The following is a 20,422-nucleotide window of genomic DNA, read 5'->3' on the forward strand; positions in this document are numbered from 1 at the left end:
AACGCGCGGACCTTGGAAACCTGCTCGCCAAGGTCTCTGGTTTCGTCCGAGGGATCGGTACTGGTATTCATCAACTACTCCGAGCCGCCTTGCGCGAAGGCAGCCGGGGGGAGCCCCGGCTGCCTGGATAAAAGCAAACCGTTAGTGGCCTGTACGGCTAGTTGGTTAACTCAAGTTCGGATGACTGAGATTCCGAGACAAGGCGCTGCGACGAGTCATAGCTGGCTATGGCGAGGAGCAGCAACGCCGTATCGGGGCCTCAGGCGCCGAAATTGACTAATTGAGCTAGCCACACAGGCCACTAGGGCAACTATTCGAACACCGGTTCCATATTCGCCTGGCGCAGGGCATCGGCGCGGACTTTCATCCAGCCCTGGGTAAAGGCGGCTTCGTCCTGCGGAGGGTTGCCAGCGGTGAAAGTCTTCCAGGTGTCGATCAGTAGGTTCTGGCGCTTGACCAACTGATCCTGATGCGCCTGCATGGCATCGGTCCACACGCCCTTTTCCTTGTAGTACTCGACCACGGCATCATGGAAGGGGATCACCCAGGTCATGTTCTGCTTGTCCATCGCATAGCCAGCGGCGCCGGGCGCGGCATCCTTGTAGTCGTCGTGGCTGTCCTGCAGGGCCTTGATCAGCGAGTAGGCAGTTTTGTCCTCGAGGTCGGCGTTGCCAACGATGATGGGGTAGGGATAGCTGGCGCTGTCGACCGGGTTGTCTTTCGATACGCCGCCAGCACCGGAAGTCATCTCGTGCGGTTGGAAATAGGGCGCGACCTTCTGCATGCGCGCCCAGCCTTCCTTGTCGTTCGGGTCGAGTTCTGGCCAGGTGATACCGCGCGGGCTGCCGGCGAGCTGCTGGGCGACCGGTGTCACCGTACTGGTAAAAGCGGCGTCGGATTGACCAGCGATGACGCCGTCGAACGAGCGCCCGTAGCCCGGAAAATCAACTCGCTCGACGTCGTCCCAGGTCAGGCCGCCGAATGCCAGGTAGGCCTCGGTGCCCTTGTTCAGCGCATCGTCCCCACGGATATAGGAGATTTTGCGGCCCTTGAGGTCTGCCGGCGTCTTCACACCGATATCCCCAGCGATGGCCGGAGACATTGAAAACGAGGCGATGGAGGTTGTGATCACCCGCAGCGGCTGCGGGCCCCAATCTGGCGTGGCGAACATCAGCACGCCTTCGGCGCCAAAGTAGGCGGCGATGCCACAGGCGCAGATCTGGACGCGACCGCCCTTGAGGGGCGTCATGCGCGAGACATCATTTTCGCCGGGTAGGACGCGTAGGGCCGTACCGTAGTTGTTCTGCAGCATCGCGCCGATGGCGACGGCTTGGGTGTAACCGCTGGAATTGGTGCCGTAAGCCGACCAGGCCATGGTCTTGGGCAGTTCGACGTCCTTGGCCTGTGCGGCTCCGGACAATCCCAGATATAGCGCAAGCGGGGCAAGCAGGATGGGGCGGGCAGTGCGATGCATCGTTCACTCCTCGGCTTGAAAGCCTGTTTTTGTTTTGCAGTGCGATACTTGATTTTAAAAATGATACTAGGAAGCACTTTGCTGATCTGTCAAATGCCAGGGCACACAGCTGACGGAATGCGGCAAGCGACGTTCTTTGCCGCCGCTACCAATCGGTTGGCACTGCGTTCGCGATGTGAGCTGCTAAGCTGGTTTCCTTCGTTTCAAAGGAAGCCGCTCCATGAATACGTTCGTTACTCCTTCCGGCGATGAAACCAGTGCGCAGCGCGCCGAACTGGCGCAGCTGGTGGAGCGTTTCGTCAGCGGTGATGGCGTGCATCCGACCGCCATCGAGTCTCTGTACTTCATCCGCTGCGCGGAGCCGGGCGAGAAGACCTGGGGCGTGCACAAGCCGGCGCTGTGCATCATCGTGCAGGGCGGCAAGGAAGTAAGGCTGGCCGACGAGCTGTACTGCTATGACCCGCTGCACTACCTGGTGGTGTCGGTCACCTTGCCGGTGGCCGGTTGCGTGGTACGCGCCTCGTCGCATGAGCCCTACATGTGCATTCGCTTGGACATCGATCCGTCGCTGATCGCCGGGCTTATCAGTGAATCCGATCCGTTCGGCGAAATAGACGAAGCGACGCAGCGTGGTCTGTATCTGGACCGGATCGACGCGCCGCTGCTGGATGCCACCCTGCGTTTGGTGCGTTTGCTGGGCAATCCCAAGGATATTCCGGTGTTGGCGCCGCTGGCGTTGCGCGAAATTTTCTATCGCCTGCTCTGCGGGCCGCAGGGCCAGCATCTGCAGGAGATCGCATTGCAGGGCAGCCAGTCGCATCGGGTGACCCGCGCGATCGAGTGGCTCAACCAGAACTATGTGGAACCGCTGCGTATCGACGATCTGGCGCGGCGGGTCAATCTCAGCAGCTCCAGCCTGCATCACCGCTTCAAGGCGCTGACCGCCATGAGCCCGTTGCAATACCAGAAACAGCTCAGGTTGCAGGAGGCTCGGCGGTTGCTGATGGCCGAAGGGCTGGAGGTTTCGGTGGCCGGTTACCGGGTCGGCTACGAAAGCCCTTCGCAATTCAGCCGCGAATACAGCCGGCTGTTTGGCGCGTCCCCAGTCAAGGACATGGCGCGGTTGCGCAGTATTGCCTGAGTCTCAACGCGCTGCAGGCGGGTCCGGCACTTCGCGCAACGCTTGTGCCGCATCGATGGCGCGCTAAAACCGGCTCCGTCGCGGCTGCGGCGAAACATCAACAGACCATAGGGTTCTGCTTGCATTGCCGTTTATGGGCGTGCCCTCAGTAAGCGCTGGCGGTGGGGCGGACGATCAGCTCGCTAACATCCACATCGGCCGGTTGGTCAACGGCGTAGGCGATGGCACGGGCGATGGCTTCGGCGGGGATCGCGATCTGGCGGAAGTCGCTCATGACTGCGCGGGCGCCCTCGTCGGAAATACTCTCGGCCAGTTCGGATTCGGTCACGCCGGGGGAAATCAGGGTGACGCGGATATCGCCGCCGACTTCCTGGCGCAGCCCTTCACTGATGGCGCGCACCGCGTATTTGGTGGCGCAATACACGGCAGCGGTCGGGCTGACTGCATAGGCGCCGATGGAGGCGATGTTGATGAATTGACCGCTGCGCTGACGCTGCATCAGCGGCAGGCCGGCGGCGATGCCGTGCAGCACGCCGCGAATGTTCACGTCGATCATCCGGTCCCATTCGTCGAGCTTCAGCGCTTCGAGCTTCGAAAGCGGCATCACACCGGCATTGTTAATGATGACGTCGACGCGCCCGAACTGCTGCTCGGCGAAATCGATGAAGCCTTGCACGTCCGCACGACTCGTCACGTCCAACGCACGGACCACCGCGCTACCGCCGTCATCGATGATTGCTGTGGCCAGCGCTTCCAGACGCTCCAGGCGCCGTGCACCCAGAACCACCCGCGCGCCCTGACTCGCCAGCAGGCGTGCCGTTGCTTCACCGATGCCGCTGCTGGCGCCGGTGATCGCGATGACCTTTCCGTTGATGTTCGACATGTGCAGAACCTCCGATTGCCTTCATTCGATGCAGCACCACTGTGCTGTGGAATGAATGCTAGGGAGGTGCGCGGACGGGGCGTTAGACGGATTCTGCCTGGCACTTGCCTGATTCTGGCGGAGCGTATCGTCGTGCTGGCGCAACTCAGGCGCTGGCCGCGCGTAGTTGCATGATGGCGTGCTGTGGCCCGGTCAACGCTGCAGCTGATCTGCTTCGCTGGCCTTCATCGCCTCGATCTCAAAAGCGATGCTCCAGTTATGCAGCGGGTAGGGCTTGCCCACCAGCGCGTCGATATTCGCTTCCGGCGGCATGCCTTCGTCCGGCAGGTATTCATAGTTCGCGTCGGCCACGGTCGGGTCGCTGTCACGCAGCTCGCCGGCGCCGCCGACCGCATGGCTGGCGTAGCGGATCCGCGGGGTGCCGATCAGGTCACGCCCAGCAGCCAGGCGTACCACCGTATTGTCGGCAATCTCGACGGACTCGATCGCTACCTCGCCCTGGTCGTCGCTCAGGGTGAAGCCGCGGTTCTCGATCATGTGCGCCTGACGGCCGAGGTAGGGTTCGTCGAAGGTCAGTGGAGGGCGCGGCACATGAAAGTCGATAAGCACCTCGCGCCTCTCGAACGTGGCGCGGCGCGGTGCCAGCGGCTGCCAGTTGCGGCGTTCGACGACGACTTGATGGTAAACCTTGCCGAGCATCTGGCCGAACCAGCGGTAGCCATTGGCCGACAGATGCGTGCCCTTGTCGACGTAGGGATAGACCGGGCCTGCCAAATACCAGTTGGGCTCTTCCTGCGCCAATTCCCATTGCGCCATGCCGATGTCGAGGCTGCCGTCCACGACCGATGACTTGGCATCGGTCTGGTAGGTAATGAATGCCGGCATCCGTTGCTGGCCGACGATTGCCTGCGCGGTGTCGGCATTCAGGTCGTCGCGCAACTGGCGCATCATTTTCTTGTAGTGATGCTTGTCGTTGATACCGCCTTGAACCTGCGCATAATCGTATTCCCCTTGCAGCCAGAAGAAGGCGCTGAGGCTGTAACTGGCGCCTTCGGCATCGGCAATCTGCTTGGCCTGCTCGACCGCCTGCAGCACCCGTCGGTATTCATTGGTGCCGCCGACCTTGGACAGCTGGGCAATGGAGCGACCGGACGTGGAAGCATTGCTGGCGACGAACAGGTGCTCAGGGTCGGCCTGGACGCCGTGCTTCTCGAGATAGAGTCGTCGCGCCATGTTCAGCGCGCCGACTTCCACTGATTCGCCTTCCTCCGGCGCGTGTTCTTCCAGTTTCGCCACCGCGCGGCTATCGAGGATGACCTTTGGATCACGCTTAAGCTGTACCACGGCTTTGAGCGGCTTGAATGCCGCCTCGCCGACCGGCACGAAGCGATCCCCACTGAACGTCGCCGAGCGCACCGAGTCGCCCAACATCAGGTTGTCGTAACCCGGCTGTTTCGACAGTGCAGGCCAGCCTTCGGCGGCCGACGCCAGGGACTGGCCATAGGTAACGATGTGGTTGTACTTCGCGGTCGGCGCTGGGGAGAGGTGGTTGGGCTTGGCCATCAGTTTCTCGGCGAGGCGCTTGTTCTGCGCATCACGAGCGACCAGCGATTGCTCAGCCAGCAAGGGTAGCGAACAGCCTATCAGCCATACGCCCAGCAGCGCCGCGGCACTTCGTTTGGTGGTTGCGGGACGGGCAGGCGGATAAGGGATATCCCGAGGCGAGGGCATGGTCGATTCCTTCTGGTTGACGCAGACGAATAGCAAAAGCCGGGGCGAAACCGCAGCGGCTCGGAACTCGCGTTTCGACGGCCTTGCCTGTGGTTAGTTTCGCGAATGCGCGCACTCGTCGGTCAACGGCAGGTGGATCAGAGCGCCGGCAGGCTCGTCAGTTCGGCGCTTTCCATAGCGCTTTGCAACGCCACGGCCAGCTCTTCGAGGCGGTAGGGCTTGGCCAGCACATGCACGCCTTCGGCTTCCGCCGATTTTTTCGCTGCTTCGGCGTAGCCGCTGGTGAGCAGGACGGGAATACCGAGTTGGCGCATGCGGATTTCCCGTGCCAGTTCCACGCCGTTCATGCCGCCGGGCATCATCACGTCGGAGAAGACGACGTCGACTCGATTCCCGTTCGCCAGTGCGCCGAGAGCAGCGGCAGCACTGCCGGAATGAGTCACCTGATAGCCGAGGTGCTCGAGCATTTCACCCACCAGTGCGGCGACTTCTTCATCGTCGTCGACCAGCAGGACGTTACCTGCGGATGCCTCAGGGGATTCGTCGACGCGGGCATCCTCGATAGGCACCTGATCCGGCAGATGTTTCGAGCGAGGCAGCATCATGATCACGCTGGTGCCTCGACCGCATTCGGTATCGATCCATACCGTGCCGCCGGACTGACGAGCGAAGCCGTACACCTGTGCAAGGCCAAGACCGGAGCCTTTGCCAATCTCCTTAGTGGTGAAGAAGGGATCGAATACCCGGCCGCGCACGTCGGCGGGAATGCCTGTACCCGAATCGATCACCGCCAGACGGACGAAGTCGCCCTGACGCCCCAGTACATGCTCATTCGGTGCGTTGGTTGCCTGCAGCAGAATCGAACCGCCTTCTGGCATGGCGTCGCGGGCGTTGACCGCCAGGTTGAGTATCACCAGTTCCAGTTCGCCCGGATCGACCTCCACCGGCCACAGATCGGGTGCGAACTGCACCTCCACGTGCACATCGCCGCGCAGGCTGCGGTCGAGCAGTTCGCTCATCTGACTAATGCGCAGGGCAAGGTCCACCGGTTCGGGGGCCAGCGACTGACGCCGGGAAAATGCCAACAGCTGGCGGGTCAGGGCGGCTCCGCGTTGTGCAGCCTGGCGCATGCCATCCATCAGGCGCTGGCGGCGTTCCGGATCCGCTCGCCGATCGAGCATATCGAGGCCGCCAGATATCACCATCAGCAGGTTATTGAAATCGTGGGCGACGCCGCCGGTGAGCTGGCCGATGGCCTCGATCTTCTGCGTTTGGCGCAGGGTTTCCTCTATATGGGCGCGTTCGGCTATTTGCGTGCGCAGCTCGAGGTTGGTTTTCTCCAGTTCGCTCGTGCGCTCCACTATCAGCGCCTCCAGTTCGAGAGATGCCTGTTCGCGTGCCTCGATCAGCGCCCGCACCTCGTACTGGCGATGCCGCCCACGTAATGCAGTCTGGATCGCGCTGGTGAGCGTAATGCTCTGTACCGGCCGTTCGAGCAGCGAGACGTTGCGCAACGCTGCAACCATCCGTTGGCGCCAGGCGGCGACTGCCGGTTGCTGATGTTTGCTGGTCAGCACCACGAACGGAAAATCGGACCATGCCGGTTGTTGATCGACCCAGGCTGACAGCGCATCGAGGTCCTGGCCGAAAAGGGCTTCTTCGGCGATGAATACCGCATCGGCATCCGTACCGGCACGCTCCAATACTTCCTCGACACTGTGACAGACCACCGCGTCCATGCCGCTGCGGCGGAGCAGGGCGGCCGACGCGGGACCGTCCCTGCCAATGGGGGCGTAGACGGCTACTATCGGGCTTTCTGGCTCAGGCGTCGTCATGCTCGTCTTTCATGAGGGGAGCGGCATCGCCGGTGTAGGCCGGTGTGCCCGAGAATATACCGCTGAACTCCGACAGCGGTGGCCCGACCTTGATGCCGGAAGTGCCAAGCCGGAACTCCCGGATGGTGTTTTCGTGGCGTCCGCTGCGTTTCTTGACCACCGACAACGCGCGGCGAACGACGCCAGCATGCTCGAAATAGCGCAGCATGATAACCGCATCACTCAAATAGCTGATATCCACGGGCGTATCCATCGGTCCGACCAGGCCATGCTGAGCCAGAACCATCACGCTCATCACGCCTTTCTGGCCCAGATAGCTGAGCAACTCATGCATCTGCAGAATCAGGAAGCGGCCGTCTGGCATCGCGTTGAGATAGCCATTGAGGCTATCCAGCACCACCAGCCGCGCGCCTTGTACTTCGACGCTATGCCGTACCGCAGCGGTGAATTCGCCGGGTGAAAGTTCGGCGGGATCAATCTGTTGCAGGTGCAGTAGTTCTTTTTCGATCCAAGGTTCGAGGTTCAGCCCCAAAGCGCGGCCGCGGGCCATCAGGGTTCCGATTCCTTCATCGAAAATGAAGAAAGCGACCTGTTCACCGCGTTGGCACGCCGCTACGGCGTAACCCAGCGCCAGCGATGATTTGCCAACGCCAGCGGCGCCAATCAGTAGCGCGTTTGTTCCGCGCTCCAAGCCGCCACCGAGCATTTTGTCCAAGGCCTCATTGCCACTGGATGTCAGTTCCCCTATGAAGTGCGTGTGATGCTCAGCGGCGATCAGCCGCGGATAGATCGCGAGCCCACCCTTTTTGATCGTGAAGTCGTGGTAGCCGCCGCGGAACTGAATGCCACGCATCTTGATCACCCGCAGCCGCCTGCGTTCGGCGCCGTAATCAATGGCCAACTGCTCAAGCATCACCACGCCATGAGAAATGGAGTGCAGTTGCAGGTCGCCAACTTCCGAGGTCTGGTCGTCGAGCAGAATCACCGTGCAACGCCGAGTGGTGAAGAAATGCTTGAGCGCCAGCACCTGGCGCCGATAGCGCAGCGGGCTCTGCGCCAGCAGTCGCATCTCGGACAGACTGTCGAACACGACCCGGGTCGGGTTGGTTTCACTGACTCGATCGAACACCTGCTTTGTGGTCTCGCTCAGCTCCATTTCGGCGGGGTGCAGTACCGTCAGTTCAAGCTCGGGGTCGAGGCTTGCCTCGGGTGAGACCAGCTCGAACACATCGATACCGTCGAGCGTCCAGCCATGACGCTTGGCGACGAGCTTCAGTTCCTGCTTGGTTTCCGAGAGCGTCACATAGAGCACCCGTTCGCCGTGGCGCACGCCTTCGAGCAGAAATTGCAAGGCGATGGTGGTCTTACCGGAGCCGGGGGTGCCCTCGTAGAGATACATCCGGTTGGGGTCGAGACCACCGCCGAGGATGTCATCCAGACCTTCACTGCCGGTGGAAATACGCGGCGAGTCGTCGTCTGGGTCGAAAGAAAAATTAGGGGAATCGGTCATTCCATACTCCTTACGCGGGCTTCGCAGGGAAAGCGCCGCGTTCCTTGTTCCTGCCGCTCCGGCCAAATGTGGGCCGATTGCAAGGCGGAACGCGCCCGGGAAAGCCCTGTAGGCTGGTCGGGCTGAAGCCTCTGGATTGATCGCCTGCTGCTTTATGCAGGGCCGAGGCGGTGGCGTTCGGCGGCGATGGTCAAGAGGCGCAGTCATTTATTTCGACTCGGCTTTTTCCTTGCCGTTCCGCATGGGCGGTTTCGGGGTTGCCCCCGGAGCTGTCGTCGCGAGCGGCTGTTCACGACGCCGAGTCGTTTGCGTCGTGAGATCAATATGCTTTAACTGTATATCCATACAGATAAAGATTGCTTGATTGGCCGTCACTGCGCATGCTGTGCGTTACCCAAACGATCCAGTGATGACGTGATGCGGCTGTTTCTCTGTGAAAAACCTTCCCAGGCCAAGGACATCGCCAAGGTACTCGGCGCGACCCGGCGCGGCGATGGCTGTTGGGTAGGAACCGGCGTGACGGTGACCTGGTGTATCGGTCATCTTCTGGAAACCGCACCGCCAGACGCCTATGACATGCGCTACAAGCGGTGGGTACTGGCCGATCTGCCCATCGTTCCCGAGCGCTGGAAGATGCTGGTCAAGCCAAAGACCGCCAGCCAGTTCAAGGCGGTCAAGCGTCTGCTGGCTGAGGCGCGGGAACTGGTTATCGCCACCGACGCTGATCGGGAAGGCGAGATGATCGCCCGCGAGCTGGTGGAACATTGTCGGTATCGCGGGCCGGTTCAGAGGTTGTGGCTGTCCGCCTTGGACGATGCCTCGATTCGCAAAGCGCTCGGTGGGCTGCGCGCGGGCAGTGACACTTTCAATCTGTATCAATCGGCGCTGGGCCGTTCGCGGGCCGACTGGTTGATCGGCATAAATATGAGCAGGCTGTTCACGCTGCTCGGGCGCCAGTCCGGGTATCAGGGCGTGCTGCCGGTTGGCCGCGTACAAACGCCAACGCTGCGGTTGGTGGTCGATCGCGACCGCAGCATCGCCGACTTCGTGCCACAGCCGTTCTGGGCCATCGAGGTGCAGCTGCTCGGCGAAGACGTACCGTTCATCACGCAATGGCGCGCAGCGGAAGACCACTGCGATGATCAGGGCCGCTGCCTCGACCAGAACTTGGCGCAGGAAGCCGCCGAGGCCATGCGCAAGGCCGGTGAAGCGCACCTGCAAAAGCTCAAGACCGAGCGCATGCGCGAAGCGCCGCCGCTGCCCTTTGATCTGGGCACGCTGCAGGAGGTCTGCTCGAAGAAACTCGGACTTGGCGCCCAGGAAACCCTCGATATCGCCCAGGCGCTCTACGAAACCCACAAGGTCATCACCTATCCGCGAAGCGACTGCGGCTATTTGCCGTTGAGTCAGCACGGCGAGGCGCCGGCGATCCTCGCTGCACTGAGACATGCCGACCCGACGCTAGGCGAGCTGCAGCAACATCTGGATGCCAGCCGTAAGTCGCGTGCCTGGAATGACGCTAAGGTCGGTGCTCACCACGGCATTATCCCGACTGCCGCGGCAAAGCCACTCGATCGCCTAGTGGGTAAACAACGCGCGGTCTACACGCTTATTCGCGCGCGCTATCTGGCGCAGTTTCTGCCCAACCACGAATATGACCGGACCCAGGCTGACTTCGACTGTGCCAGCCAGGCGCTGCGGGCGGTCGGCAAGCAGATCGTCGAGCCTGGTTGGAAACGCGCGCTGCCGGAAGCGCTCGCTGCAACCCGCCGCGAGATTGCAGGGCCGCAAACTCTGCCAACGCTCCGCCAAGGGCAGGCGTGCCCCGTAAAGGATCTGATCTTCAAGGATCTCTGGACCCAGCCGCTCAAGCCCTTCACTGAAGGTGATCTGATCAAGGCGATGAAAAACGTCGCCAAGCTGGTAGACGATCCGAAACTCAAGCAGAAGCTCAAGGACACCACCGGCATCGGCACCGAAGCGACTCGTGCCGGGATCATCCAGGGGCTGCTCGATCGTGGTTATCTGACCAAGCAGGGCAAGGCGCTGGCCGCCACCGCAGCGGCGTTCAGCCTAATCGATGCCGTCCCTCGTGCGATTGCTGATCCGGGCACTACGGCAATCTGGGAGCAGGCGCTCGACATGGTGCAAAGCGGCGAGATGAGCCTGGAAGAATTCGTCAGCAAACAATCGTCCTGGATGAGCAAGCAGGTCGAACGCTGCGTTGGGTTGCGTCTGAAGATTGCCGGGCCGCCGACTCCGGCGGGCCGCGCCGCACCGTGCAAGGCGCGCAAGAGTGGCACGCGCAAAACCGCAGCCCGCGGACGCCGCACCGTCAAGACTCCGAGCCCGGCATGATGGCCCGTTGATGCCGGGCCAACGCTGCCAGCCGGTAGTCACAATACTGCAGCTCCGTGCCGCCGGAATCGCCCTATGGCAGCAGGACGAACAGGTCGCTGCCGCGCCAGGAACTGCAGGCGCTCGGGATCATGTTTAGAATGCGCGCGCCTTAATCAGATGATGAAATTCAATGCACCCGGACGCCCTCGATACACTGCAGCAACACCTGACAACTGCCCTGACGCAAGCGCCTGACGAGACCCGGCGGTTGTTCCACGGACGGGGGCGCTGCTGGACCGGGCTCGAGCACGTCACAGTGGATTGGCTGCAGGGTGTGGTGCTGGTTTCGCTGTTTCGCGAACCGGCGGCGGCGGAGCTTGATGCGTTGATCCAGATGTTGTCGACCCTGGCGGAAGGGCCAGCGTGGCAGGCGAGCGGAGCGCACAGCCTGCTGCTGCAGCATCGTTACCTGCCGGATAGCCGCATGGAGCAGCTACTGGGCGAGCCGATCGAGGAGTGGCTGATTACCGAGAACGGACTGCGTTACAAGCTCGACCTCGGTATCAAGCAGAACAACGGGCTGTTTCTCGATATGCGTTACGGCCGCCGTTGGGTCCAGCAGCAGGCGCAGGGCAAGCGGGTGCTCAATCTATTCGCCTATACCTGCGGATTTTCCGTGGCAGCCATCGCTGGTGGTGCCGAGCACGTAGTCAATCTGGATATGGCGAGGGCCGCGCTGAACCGCGGGCGGGATAACCATCGGCTGAACGAGCATGACCTGAACAAGGTCAGCTTTCTCGGTCATGAGCTGTTCAAATCGTGGGGCAAAGTCAAGAGAAGCGGGCCCTACGACCTTGTGATCATCGATCCGCCGTCGTTCCAGAAAGGCAGCTTTGCGCTGAGTCGGGACTATCAAAAGATTCTTCGACGCCTGCCTGAGCTACTGACCCCAACCGGCACGGTGCTGGCTTGCATCAACGATCCCGACACCGGGCCGGATTTTCTTATCGAAGGCATGTCCGCCGAGGCGCCCGAACTGACATTTCAGGAGCGTCTGGAAAACCCGCCGGAATTCCCCGATATCAGCGCCGACAGTGGGTTGAAGGCCCTCGTATTCAAGCGCGGCGCGCTTGCGTCCATCCAGGCGTAGAAAGGCAGGCGGCACGCGCAAGGGACGCAGCGGGTCGCGGATGTGTCCAAGTTATCCGCACCGCCAGCCGTCTACTGAGAGTTTCGCAAGCACATCGCCAGCAGTTAAAGTTCGACGGCATACCCTCTTGGCGGTTTCGCCAATGATGGCGTAGGCAATCCGCGGATCGTGGCGATCTGTAATCGAATAGCTGCAGGAGCCAAAACCATTCCCGAGTCAGCGCAGCAAGTACAAGCAATCTTCGACGCCGCTAGCGATTGCGCCATGTTCACGACGGATCTCCGAGGCGTGATCACCGCTTGGAGCGCTGGCGCCGAGCGCCTCTTCGGCTGGACGGCAGAGCACATGCGCGGCAGAGCGTTCGATCATCTGTTCAGTGATCTGAAGCGCGATGCGGGCCAGTTGCAGGCGCTCATGCAACGCGCTTTCCTCGAAGGCTGCACCCACCATGAACGCTGGTACATTCGCGCCGATAGTTCCCGTCTACGCTGTACGGGCACGCTGACCCCGCTGCTTAGCGAAGGCCGCCACGTCGGCTTTCTGAAAATTCTGCAGGACCGCACCGCCGTGGATGAAGCGGCGCGCCGCCTGGCTGAGAGCGACACGCGTTATCGCACCCTATTCGACGCGATCGATGCGGGCTTTTGCATCATCGAAATGAAGTTCGATGCGCAAGGCAAACCGGTCGATTACCGCTTCATCGAAACCAACGCGGCGTTCGAGCGCCATACCGGGCTGGTCGATGCGGTTGGCAGATGGATACGAGACCTGGCGCCGACTCACGAGCAGCACTGGTTCGATATTTATGGCGAGGTGGCGCTGAGCCGCCGCACGGTGCGTTTCGAGAATAACGCCGAGGCGTTGCAGCGTTGGTATGAGGTGCAGGCGATGCCGGTGGGCGAGCCGTCCGAACACCGCGTGGCGGTGTTGTTCAACGATGTATCTGCGCGCCGCTCCGCCGAACTCGCCCTGCAAGCATTGACCGCCTCTTTGCAAGAGGAGGTCGCCGCCAGAACCAAAGACCGCAATCAGCTCTGGGAGCTGTCCAGCGACGTAATGATTCGTTGCCGGTTCGACGGCACCATAATCGCCATCAACCCGGCCTGGGAGCAGTTATTGGGCTGGCGCGAGACGCAATTGCTCGGCGCTCGCATCTTCGATTTCATTCATCCCGACGACCTAGCCAGTACGCAGGGAGCGGTGGAAAGCTCGACGCAGGGGCAGGCATTTTTGCATTTTGAAAATCGCTATCGCTGCAGCGACGGCAGCTATCGCTGGCTCAGTTGGTCGTCGCGACCGGCAGACGGGGTGATCAATGCGGTCGGTCGCGACATCACGGCCGAAAAGGAGCAGGCCCAGGCGCTTGCTCGGGCCGAGGCGCAGTTGCGACAAAGTCAGAAGATGGAAGCCGTCGGCCAGCTCACCGGTGGTCTGGCGCATGACTTCAACAATCTGCTGACGGGTATCAGTGGTAGCTTGGAGCTGTTGGAAAAGCGCATCGAGCAGGGCCGCGTCGAGTCGCTGGCGCACTACGTGACGGTGGCGCAGACCGCGACTCGGCGCGCTGCGGCGCTGACTCACCGTCTGCTGGCGTTCTCTCGCCGGCAAACACTTGATCCGCTGACCACCGATATCGGCGAACTGGTCGGCGAGCTGCGCGAACTGCTCAGTCGCACTGTCGGACCTTCGGTCAAGCTTGAGATTGAGGTCGCCAGCGCCCTCTGGTCAACGCTGATAGACCGTAATCAGCTGGAAAACGCCTTGCTCAATCTCGGCATCAATGCCCGCGATGCGATGCCTTCGGGCGGGACCTTGAACATTGAAACCAGCAACGTCGTGCTGAGTGACGCCGCCGCACAGGAGCTCGACGTACCACCCGGTCAGTACGTGCTGGTGTGCGTGTCGGATACCGGTGTTGGCATGTCGGCGGATGTGGTGGCGCAAGCATTCGATCCGTTCTTCACCACTAAACCATTAGGCATGGGCACCGGCCTGGGGTTGTCGATGGTCTACGGATTCACTCGGCAGTCGGGCGGTCAGGTGAGCATCCAGTCCGAGCCCGGACACGGCACTTGCATCTGCCTGTATTTGCCTCATGTGGCTTTGAACAGCACGCCCAGCCAGATCGAGGCGACGCAGCATGCATCGCTGCAGGCGAGCGGCTGCGGTGAGACGGTATTGGTGGTCGACGACGAGCCTGCGGTGCGCATGCTGGTGGTGGAAATTCTCGAAGAGCTGGGCTATCGGGTGCTAGAGGCCGGCGATGGCAAAGAGGGCCTGCGCATTCTTCAGAGCGACGAGCCGGTGGCGTTGCTGATTACCGATGTCGGTTTGCCGGGCGGCATGAACGGTCGCCAACTGGCCGATGCCGCCCGCCAACACGATCCGGGGTTAAACGTGCTGTTCATTACCGGCTACGCGGAAAGCGTGGTGATGCGAAACGGCCAACTGGAGCCGGGAATGCGCATCGTGACCAAGCCGTTTTCGATTGACACGTTGGCGGCACGTATTGAAGAGCTGCGCAGCTGACGCTGAGTTGGGTCGATCAGGTTTGTAGCCGCCCGGATCGGTGGTGACTGCGCAACCATCGATCCGTGGCGTAGGCCGCACCTGCGCCGCGGGCCGGCACCTCCAACGTGCAACTTGACGACCGGTACGCCGTCAGAAGTGCGCTTTGACGATGAAGTTGGTTACGTTGTTATCGGTGTTGAAGCCATCGCTGTCTTCGATACCGTACTTGTCCGTCCAGTAGTCGTATTCGATACCGACGTAGAGCTTGCCTGGGGTTTGATCCAGCGCCTTGCCCAGGTCGTACTTGATCTGTGGGTTGATGTGCAGGTTCTTGGCGACGAAGTCGCCCTTGGACTTGGAGCCGGCGTCGTTCACCACCCAATCGATGAAGCCGTCGAAGAGGATGTCGGACTTGCCCACCGGGAAGGTCATGGCCCAGGTTGGGGTGATCTGCCATTGGCCGCTGGCCTGACCGGTAATGCCATCCGGCTTGCGGTAATAGGTATTGATTGCCAGGCGATCGAAGCCAGGCACCGCGAGATCGACGGCAGGGCCGAGCAGATAGTTGCGATTGCGTCCCTCGCCACGCTCATAGGTAGCCGAAAGCAGCACATCGGTAACCGGTCCGAAGGAGAGGTCCTGGCCGGTGATCTTGCCCAGCGACAGGCGCGGGCTGAATTCGCCGTAATAGGTCCGCCCATCATTGCCGGAATGACCGTTGAACCACTTGTGGTCGACGAACAGGAACATGTCACCCCAGGTCCAGCCGCTGGCGTGCTCGAAAGTGATGGTTTGCTGGATGTCGGCTTCGCGCCCGTCCTCGCCTGAATCCACAGAGAAATTCTTGCCGTAAAGGTAGGTCAGGCTGTTGTTCTGCCAAAGCATCGGAGCGGCCATGGCCTGGCCGCCAAGGGCCAAGCCGGCTGCAAGAGCGGCGGTGGTGAGGCTGCGTTTCATCGATATGCTCCTTGAATGCAGTTGCGACTGCTTATATGGGCTTTTTCCAACGGGCAGGCGTTGCGCTCAAAGCAGCGCCGCGCCAGTCGAACAAGCGCAGCGGAAATATCACAAAAATCCTTTTATTTCATCGTTTTGTGATGAGCAACGTTCCGCGCACAGCGGTGTGGATCGAGGCTGTGTAGGTCAAGGCGGTGATATCAAGGAGGCATATAAGCGGATCGGATCGTCTAACGGTCCTGAGTGGGCGCGCTTCGACTCAGTGCCAGTCACGGCGAAGATGCTCGATTCGACGGAGCGCAGCTAGCAGGTCAGTGCTGCGGCTGTCACGACGGGACAGGGGTTGCTGACTGCCGTGGAGAACGAAACTGCCGACGCAGGGCCGGCAGTCGCGAGGTGTTGCGGGGGATCAGTGTTGGGTAACGATCGCCATGTTGTTGAAGCCTGCCTGACTGATCAACGCGTTGTTACCCATGCCGCTCTGCACCACCAGAGCCTCGTGGCCGGCGCCGTTCTGGGTAACCGTCGCCAGATGGCTTTCGCCGTACTGAGACAGGGTTGCCGCGTTGTCGACACCGGTCTGGTTGACGTCAGCCAGGTTGAAATCGCCGTCCTGGACGATATCGACATCGTTGCCAGCGATGCTGCTGGAGCCGGTGATGCGGTTGCCTTCACCTTCTTGCACGGCGCTGAGGGTGTTGAAGATGCCCGACTGATTGAAGCTCAGCTCGTTGTTCTTGCCCTGCTGATCAACGGTGGCGTCGTTGTAGCTGCCGTGCTGAGTAACCGTGGCGACCTGATGGCGACCATCCTGATCGAGCACCGCCACGTTGCCGAGTCCGTACTGATTGGCAGTGGCGGTGTTGCCATTGCCGCGCTGGGCGACGTCGGCGTCGTTCTCGTCGCCTTGCTGATAAATGAAAGCGTTCTGGTGGCTGCCGCGCTGGTCCACGTTCAGGTTGTTGTAGTCGCCGCCCGAGTAGGTGTAAGCCTCTTGGCTGGTGCCTGTCTGGCTGACATATGCATCGTTGAGGTTGCCAACCTGCTCGACTTCGGCGACCGAGCCAGCACTCCAGTTCTGAACGATCTCGGCGGCGTTTTCGTTGCCTTGCTGATCGATCATGGCGCGGTCGTTGGAGCTGAACGACTGGCTGATGCTGGCGTCGTTGAGGTCGCCGTCCTGGTACAGCTCGGTTTTGCTGCCGTAAGCCGCCGCTTGATAGCTGGAAGCATAGTTGTGGCTGCCATCCTGCTTGGTAACCGCATCAGCGCCGTAGGTGCCGACTTGATCGGTTTCGGCGGTGTTGGCGTAACCTTGCTGACGCTGCTTGGCGCTGCTGTCCAAGGTGCCGGTCTGGTTGATGCTGGCATCGTTGCTCTTGCCGCTCTGCCACTGCTCCGAGTCGCTCCGTACCGCCAACGTCTGGTTGGCGCTCGCCTGATTGAAGTTGGCGACCTGGGTCTGCAAGGCCGACGAAGAATATGAGCCGTTCTGCTCAATCGATGCGTCATTGCCCCAGCCGCTCTGCACCTGCTTGGCCATGTTCGAACTGCCGAAGCTTTGCGTGACCTCGGCGAGGTTATCGATGCCGTTCTGGCGTTGTTCGGAGGTGTGCTCAGCGGCGAAAGCCTGAGCGGTGGCGACAGTCAGGATGGCAGCTACAAGGGGTTTGATCTTGAACATTATTATCTCTCCATGGAATGTTTTTTCAGCGGTACTTCCTGGTGCTTTGCTTCAGCGGTACTGGCGAACCAGCACGCTCAGACCCTGGCCGTTCTGCGTGACGCTACTGCGATGCCCGGTGCCGGTCTGTTCGATCAGCGCGTTGTTGTACGCGCCGTTTTGCTCGATCCGGGCCTCGTTATAGGCGCCCGATTGAACAATCAATCCCTGGTTGTGGCTGCCCTGCTGCACGATGGTTGCCTCGTGCGCATAGCCGCTCTGGAGAATGAAGGCTTCCAGGGCGCTGCCGGTTTGAGTGATATCGCTGGTCAGGCTGTCTCCGGCCTGGGCGATGAGAGCGAGGTTGCCATGCGCGGCGCTGGCGTTTGGCCGGGCCGATGCAATCGAATGATCCAGACTCGAGGCGATTTCGCTGGGCGCCAGGTCGAGCGAAGCCGGAAGACCAGCGGCCTGGAGGGCGGGGCTGGTTACCGCTGCGAAGATCAGCGGCAACAGCGCTTTGCGGGCAATCCTTTGCGCGTGGTTCATCAGTCGTCCCTGGTTGAATCGCGGTAGGTCATCCTGTCCTAAACCGCGATTCGGCAAATCCATCGAACGGTTGAAACCGTTGCGTTTGTTTCATGGACTGTTCGCGTTTCGCGGCTTCGATGAAACGGGAACGAATCTAGAGCTTGGTCGGCGTGGCGAGGTATTTCGCCAGCTCGGCCTCGACCGCGGGCGTGTTGTCGGCGGTATGCCAGAGCTGACGGTCGACGCCCTGAGCGATCAGGTGGGCTACCGCCGCCTCGATTGCCGACAGTACGCAGAGCTGCGCCGGTTCGTTAGTGGTGTAGCCAGCCTCGGCTTCGAGCAATTCCTTGAACTCGATGAACTTGTAGACGTTGGCGCTGCGCCCGATGGAGTAGATGGTCTTGGTGGTCATCACATTGGAAAGCACCTGGCCGCTGCGCACGTCGATGGCGCGCAGATTTACCGTGACCTGATCGACCCGGTAGTCCTGCGAGACGCCGATACCCAGGTAGCGCGCACCTAGTCCGCCGCTGCGCACGTTGGTTTCGTAGGCGACGATGGCGCCTTCCATGATGATGTTGGCGGCCAGCAGCGATGGCAGTTCCGACTGTATGTTCGGTGCCACGTCCGGCTTGGCCTGCGAAGCGCGAATGATCTTGCGTTCGGTCAGCACATTCTGCAGGCCCTCGCGTTCCAGCACGATGAACCAGCCGCTGGCCTGCATGGCATCGACCAGCATGCTCGCCGCGCCCTGGGTCACGGCGGTGGAGAATGAACTCGCCGGGCTTGGTTTGTATTGCCCGGTCTGGTCGCGGAAGCCATATACGGCCGCCACCAGTGGGCCTTTGGGGCGGGGCAGTTGTAGCAGGTCCTGGTAGGTCGACGTGCGTGGAGTAAGGGTGGGTTGTTCCTGGTCTGCGGACATCGGTTCGCGCACTGCGCAGCCCTGCAGAACAGCCATCATCCCGATGGCGACGAATAGGCTTCTCATGGCCTTTGCTCTCCTTGCTGTTTAGTTGTTGACGGGGGCGGCGCCGTAGCCGTTGACAATGATTTCCGATATTTCACCGGTCAGCCGGTCGGTAATTTGCACCGTCAGATTGCCGTCGAGGTTCACGACATTAATGAGGAAATCATCGGTTTCTAGGGAGCCGTTGTTTGGAGTTTTCACTTTATCCAACAGATCTCCGAGCAGACGTGACTCCAACTGACTGGTAAAGCGGTCGAGCGCCGAAGTTCCGGACAGCGAGGCGCGATCGATCGCATCCGGATCCTTGGTGTCGTTCTGAGCCTGAGCGTTGCCCAATAGCCAGGCGCCGTTCAGCGGGCTGCCGCCAAAAGACGGATTCACCGGGGTATAGACCAGTTCAGTCGCCGTAACGCCAGTGCTGAGCAATAGCCCGGCCAGGAGAATGCCGGTGGTTTTTTGTTGTGGCCGGTTCATAACTCATCCTTCGCAAGGTCAATGGTGTCTTCGAACATTGCTTCAACTTTCTTACGGTTTATCTCTTGCAGTACGAAATCCGCCGCCTCATAGGCGGTTTGCTCGATGTCTCCGACGTTCGGTTGCAGAAAGCGGCGGTAAAGCGGCTGATTGCTCTGCTCGACCCAGACCAGAATGCCCCAGCGTGCCGACGGCCTTTCCTTGACCGCTAGGTTGAAATCCAACGAGCTGGTGTCGTTCAGGCGCTCGCAGAACTTGCGGTAGAACTCCTGGCCGGATCGGGAAATGGTGTTGTTGGTGATGAAGCCCTTGAGCTCTGCTTCGCCGGCATATGCCTGAAAACCGAAAAGCAGCAGCATCAGGCAAAGGCACGTAGGCTTCATATGCCAGTCTCGCTCACGTGTCCCAGGACCAGCGATGCACCTTGCGCGCGGTTGGACGCGCCCAGTTTGCTCAGTGCGTTGTGGATGTGACTCTTGATGGTATGGGTACTCAGGTGCAGGCGATCGGCGATTTCCGAGTTGGACAGTCCCTTGCCGGCAAGCGCGAGGATCTGCTTTTCACGCACCGATAAATCATCGATGGCGCGCGACGCATGTGTCAGCTGGCGATAGCGGCCGAGCAGTTTCTCCATCAGCGCACGGGGCAGCCAGTCGCCGCCGTCGAGCATGACGGTGACACCACGGCTGAAATTGCTACGGCTGGTGTTCGGATAAAACACGCCCTTAATCCAGGGGTGCAGCTCCAGCAAGCGGCGCGCCTGCTCGGCTTGCGCATTAACCAGTGCGGTGGGCGTATCGCGCAGCTGCCGAAGCAGGCGCAGGCAGTCCTCCTCCTGAAAGCTGCCGACGTCGACCAGCGTAAGGTCCGCGTCGTTCAGGCCGGGGCGGAGCGTGTTGCTGCGAGTCAGGCGCAGTTGCGGACAATCGAGCACATATTGGTGGAGGGTGTTGTCCAGCAATTCGCTGTTGGACAACAGAACGAGGCGAGCGGATGGGGCGACGAGCGCCGAGCAGGCATCATCGAACATGTGCATTTCCTTTGCTGTGAATGGCTAAACGGGCAGCGCCCGCGATCCCTGCCGCGGTCTGGCGCTTTGACATTACGGAAATCAAGGTAGTTCAGTGGGGTGACAATAAAAAGTTGTAGATTGAGATAAGCGACAAGTTTCCGACGAAATGCATCTTCGATTGCCAAAAAGGCGAATCTGGAAAACGTCAATTCGCTCGGCTACATTCAACGTTTATTCGTG

At 60.9% G+C, this 20,422-nt stretch carries 16 protein-coding genes; 4 read left to right on the forward strand and 12 right to left on the reverse strand.

All coding sequences use genetic code 11. The annotated features are described in order from the left end of the window. Positions 1-310: 310 nt before the first annotated feature. The gene (locus AC2LD7_RS13360) at positions 311-1,474 is read right to left on the reverse strand and encodes a TAXI family TRAP transporter solute-binding subunit (protein ID WP_484598219.1); all 1,164 of its coding nucleotides are present in this window, start codon (positions 1,472-1,474) and stop codon (positions 311-313) included. Between the two features lie 220 nt (positions 1,475-1,694). Between AC2LD7_RS13360 and AC2LD7_RS13365 the strand changes: the two genes are divergently transcribed. Continuing rightward, a complete protein-coding gene (locus AC2LD7_RS13365; RefSeq protein ID WP_484598220.1) occupies positions 1,695-2,615 on the forward strand; it encodes an AraC family transcriptional regulator in 921 nt (306 codons plus the stop codon). Between the two features lie 145 nt (positions 2,616-2,760). Here AC2LD7_RS13365 and AC2LD7_RS13370 read toward each other — a convergent pair whose 3' ends face one another. From AC2LD7_RS13370 to AC2LD7_RS13385, 4 genes are all read right to left on the reverse strand, one after another. Beyond that, positions 2,761-3,498 (reverse strand): SDR family oxidoreductase, encoded by a 738-nt coding sequence (locus AC2LD7_RS13370; RefSeq protein ID WP_484598221.1) that lies wholly within the window; start codon positions 3,496-3,498, stop codon positions 2,761-2,763. Between the two features lie 192 nt (positions 3,499-3,690). Next, a complete protein-coding gene (locus tag AC2LD7_RS13375) occupies positions 3,691-5,229 on the reverse strand; it encodes a sialate O-acetylesterase (protein WP_484598222.1) in 1,539 nt (512 codons plus the stop codon). Between the two features lie 137 nt (positions 5,230-5,366). Beyond that, the gene (locus AC2LD7_RS13380; RefSeq protein WP_484598223.1) at positions 5,367-7,064 is read right to left on the reverse strand and encodes a response regulator; all 1,698 of its coding nucleotides are present in this window, start codon (positions 7,062-7,064) and stop codon (positions 5,367-5,369) included. Next, a complete protein-coding gene (locus AC2LD7_RS13385; RefSeq protein WP_484598224.1) occupies positions 7,051-8,574 on the reverse strand; it encodes an ATPase domain-containing protein in 1,524 nt (507 codons plus the stop codon). Before AC2LD7_RS13385 ends, AC2LD7_RS13380 begins: the two co-directional genes overlap by 14 nt. Before the next feature lie 417 nt (positions 8,575-8,991). Between AC2LD7_RS13385 and AC2LD7_RS13390 the strand changes: the two genes are divergently transcribed. The 3 genes from AC2LD7_RS13390 (at position 8,992) to AC2LD7_RS13400 (ending at position 14,593) form a co-directional block, all read left to right on the forward strand. Further along, entirely contained in the window at positions 8,992-10,932 is a 1,941-nt protein-coding gene (locus AC2LD7_RS13390) for a DNA topoisomerase III (RefSeq protein ID WP_484598225.1), read from the forward strand. 172 nt (positions 10,933-11,104) lie between these two features. After that, positions 11,105-12,064, forward strand: a complete 960-nt coding sequence (locus AC2LD7_RS13395) for a class I SAM-dependent methyltransferase (protein WP_484598226.1) — start codon at positions 11,105-11,107, stop codon at positions 12,062-12,064. A 168-nt stretch (positions 12,065-12,232) separates the two neighbouring features. Next, the gene (locus tag AC2LD7_RS13400) at positions 12,233-14,593 is read left to right on the forward strand and encodes a PAS domain S-box protein (RefSeq protein WP_484598227.1); all 2,361 of its coding nucleotides are present in this window, start codon (positions 12,233-12,235) and stop codon (positions 14,591-14,593) included. A 132-nt stretch (positions 14,594-14,725) separates the two neighbouring features. Here the strand turns inward: AC2LD7_RS13400 and AC2LD7_RS13405 are convergent, their stop codons facing one another. The 7 genes from AC2LD7_RS13405 to AC2LD7_RS13435 all read right to left on the reverse strand — a co-directional run bounded on the left by AC2LD7_RS13405 (position 14,726) and on the right by AC2LD7_RS13435 (position 20,200). Continuing rightward, positions 14,726-15,532, reverse strand: a complete 807-nt coding sequence (locus AC2LD7_RS13405) for an outer membrane protein OmpK (RefSeq protein WP_484598228.1) — start codon at positions 15,530-15,532, stop codon at positions 14,726-14,728. A gap of 409 nt (positions 15,533-15,941) precedes the next feature. Further along, positions 15,942-17,216, reverse strand: a complete 1,275-nt coding sequence (locus AC2LD7_RS13410) for a hypothetical protein (protein WP_484598229.1) — start codon at positions 17,214-17,216, stop codon at positions 15,942-15,944. Positions 17,217-17,267: 51 nt separating this feature from the next. Beyond that, on the reverse strand, positions 17,268-17,744 hold the full coding sequence (locus AC2LD7_RS13415; RefSeq protein WP_484598230.1) for a curli production assembly protein CsgB: 477 nt from the start codon (positions 17,742-17,744) through the stop codon (positions 17,268-17,270). Positions 17,745-17,880: 136 nt separating this feature from the next. Next, a complete protein-coding gene (locus AC2LD7_RS13420; RefSeq protein ID WP_484598231.1) occupies positions 17,881-18,717 on the reverse strand; it encodes a CsgG/HfaB family protein in 837 nt (278 codons plus the stop codon). Positions 18,718-18,738: 21 nt separating this feature from the next. Then, positions 18,739-19,170 carry a curli assembly protein CsgF gene (locus AC2LD7_RS13425; protein WP_484598232.1) on the reverse strand — a complete coding sequence of 144 codons (432 nt, stop codon included), beginning with the start codon at positions 19,168-19,170 and terminating at the stop codon, positions 18,739-18,741. Further along, a complete protein-coding gene (csgE, locus tag AC2LD7_RS13430; protein ID WP_484598233.1) occupies positions 19,167-19,553 on the reverse strand; it encodes a curli production assembly/transport protein CsgE in 387 nt (128 codons plus the stop codon). Before csgE ends, AC2LD7_RS13425 begins: the two co-directional genes overlap by 4 nt. Continuing rightward, positions 19,550-20,200 carry a helix-turn-helix transcriptional regulator gene (locus AC2LD7_RS13435; protein WP_484598234.1) on the reverse strand — a complete coding sequence of 217 codons (651 nt, stop codon included), beginning with the start codon at positions 20,198-20,200 and terminating at the stop codon, positions 19,550-19,552. The genes csgE and AC2LD7_RS13435 overlap by 4 nt, the downstream gene beginning before the upstream one ends. Positions 20,201-20,422: the final 222 nt, after the last annotated feature.

Source organism: Stutzerimonas sp. (assembly GCF_982611455.1).

Coding starts and splice junctions, on each gene's coding strand:
- AC2LD7_RS13390 (WP_484598225.1), top strand. CDS start 8,992: ATGCGGCTGTTTCTCTGTGAAAAACCTTCCCAGGCCAAGGACATCGCC.
- AC2LD7_RS13395 (WP_484598226.1), top strand. CDS start 11,105: ATGCACCCGGACGCCCTCGATACACTGCAGCAACACCTGACAACTGCC.
- AC2LD7_RS13360 (WP_484598219.1), bottom strand. CDS start 1,474: ATGCATCGCACTGCCCGCCCCATCCTGCTTGCCCCGCTTGCGCTATAT.
- AC2LD7_RS13380 (WP_484598223.1), bottom strand. CDS start 7,064: ATGACGACGCCTGAGCCAGAAAGCCCGATAGTAGCCGTCTACGCCCCC.
- AC2LD7_RS13420 (WP_484598231.1), bottom strand. CDS start 18,717: ATGAGAAGCCTATTCGTCGCCATCGGGATGATGGCTGTTCTGCAGGGC.
- csgE (WP_484598233.1), bottom strand. CDS start 19,553: ATGAAGCCTACGTGCCTTTGCCTGATGCTGCTGCTTTTCGGTTTTCAG.
- AC2LD7_RS13375 (WP_484598222.1), bottom strand. CDS start 5,229: ATGCCCTCGCCTCGGGATATCCCTTATCCGCCTGCCCGTCCCGCAACC.
- AC2LD7_RS13425 (WP_484598232.1), bottom strand. CDS start 19,170: ATGAACCGGCCACAACAAAAAACCACCGGCATTCTCCTGGCCGGGCTA.
- AC2LD7_RS13405 (WP_484598228.1), bottom strand. CDS start 15,532: ATGAAACGCAGCCTCACCACCGCCGCTCTTGCAGCCGGCTTGGCCCTT.
- AC2LD7_RS13415 (WP_484598230.1), bottom strand. CDS start 17,744: ATGAACCACGCGCAAAGGATTGCCCGCAAAGCGCTGTTGCCGCTGATC.
- AC2LD7_RS13365 (WP_484598220.1), top strand. CDS start 1,695: ATGAATACGTTCGTTACTCCTTCCGGCGATGAAACCAGTGCGCAGCGC.
- AC2LD7_RS13370 (WP_484598221.1), bottom strand. CDS start 3,498: ATGTCGAACATCAACGGAAAGGTCATCGCGATCACCGGCGCCAGCAGC.
- AC2LD7_RS13410 (WP_484598229.1), bottom strand. CDS start 17,216: ATGTTCAAGATCAAACCCCTTGTAGCTGCCATCCTGACTGTCGCCACC.
- AC2LD7_RS13385 (WP_484598224.1), bottom strand. CDS start 8,574: ATGACCGATTCCCCTAATTTTTCTTTCGACCCAGACGACGACTCGCCG.
- AC2LD7_RS13435 (WP_484598234.1), bottom strand. CDS start 20,200: ATGTTCGATGATGCCTGCTCGGCGCTCGTCGCCCCATCCGCTCGCCTC.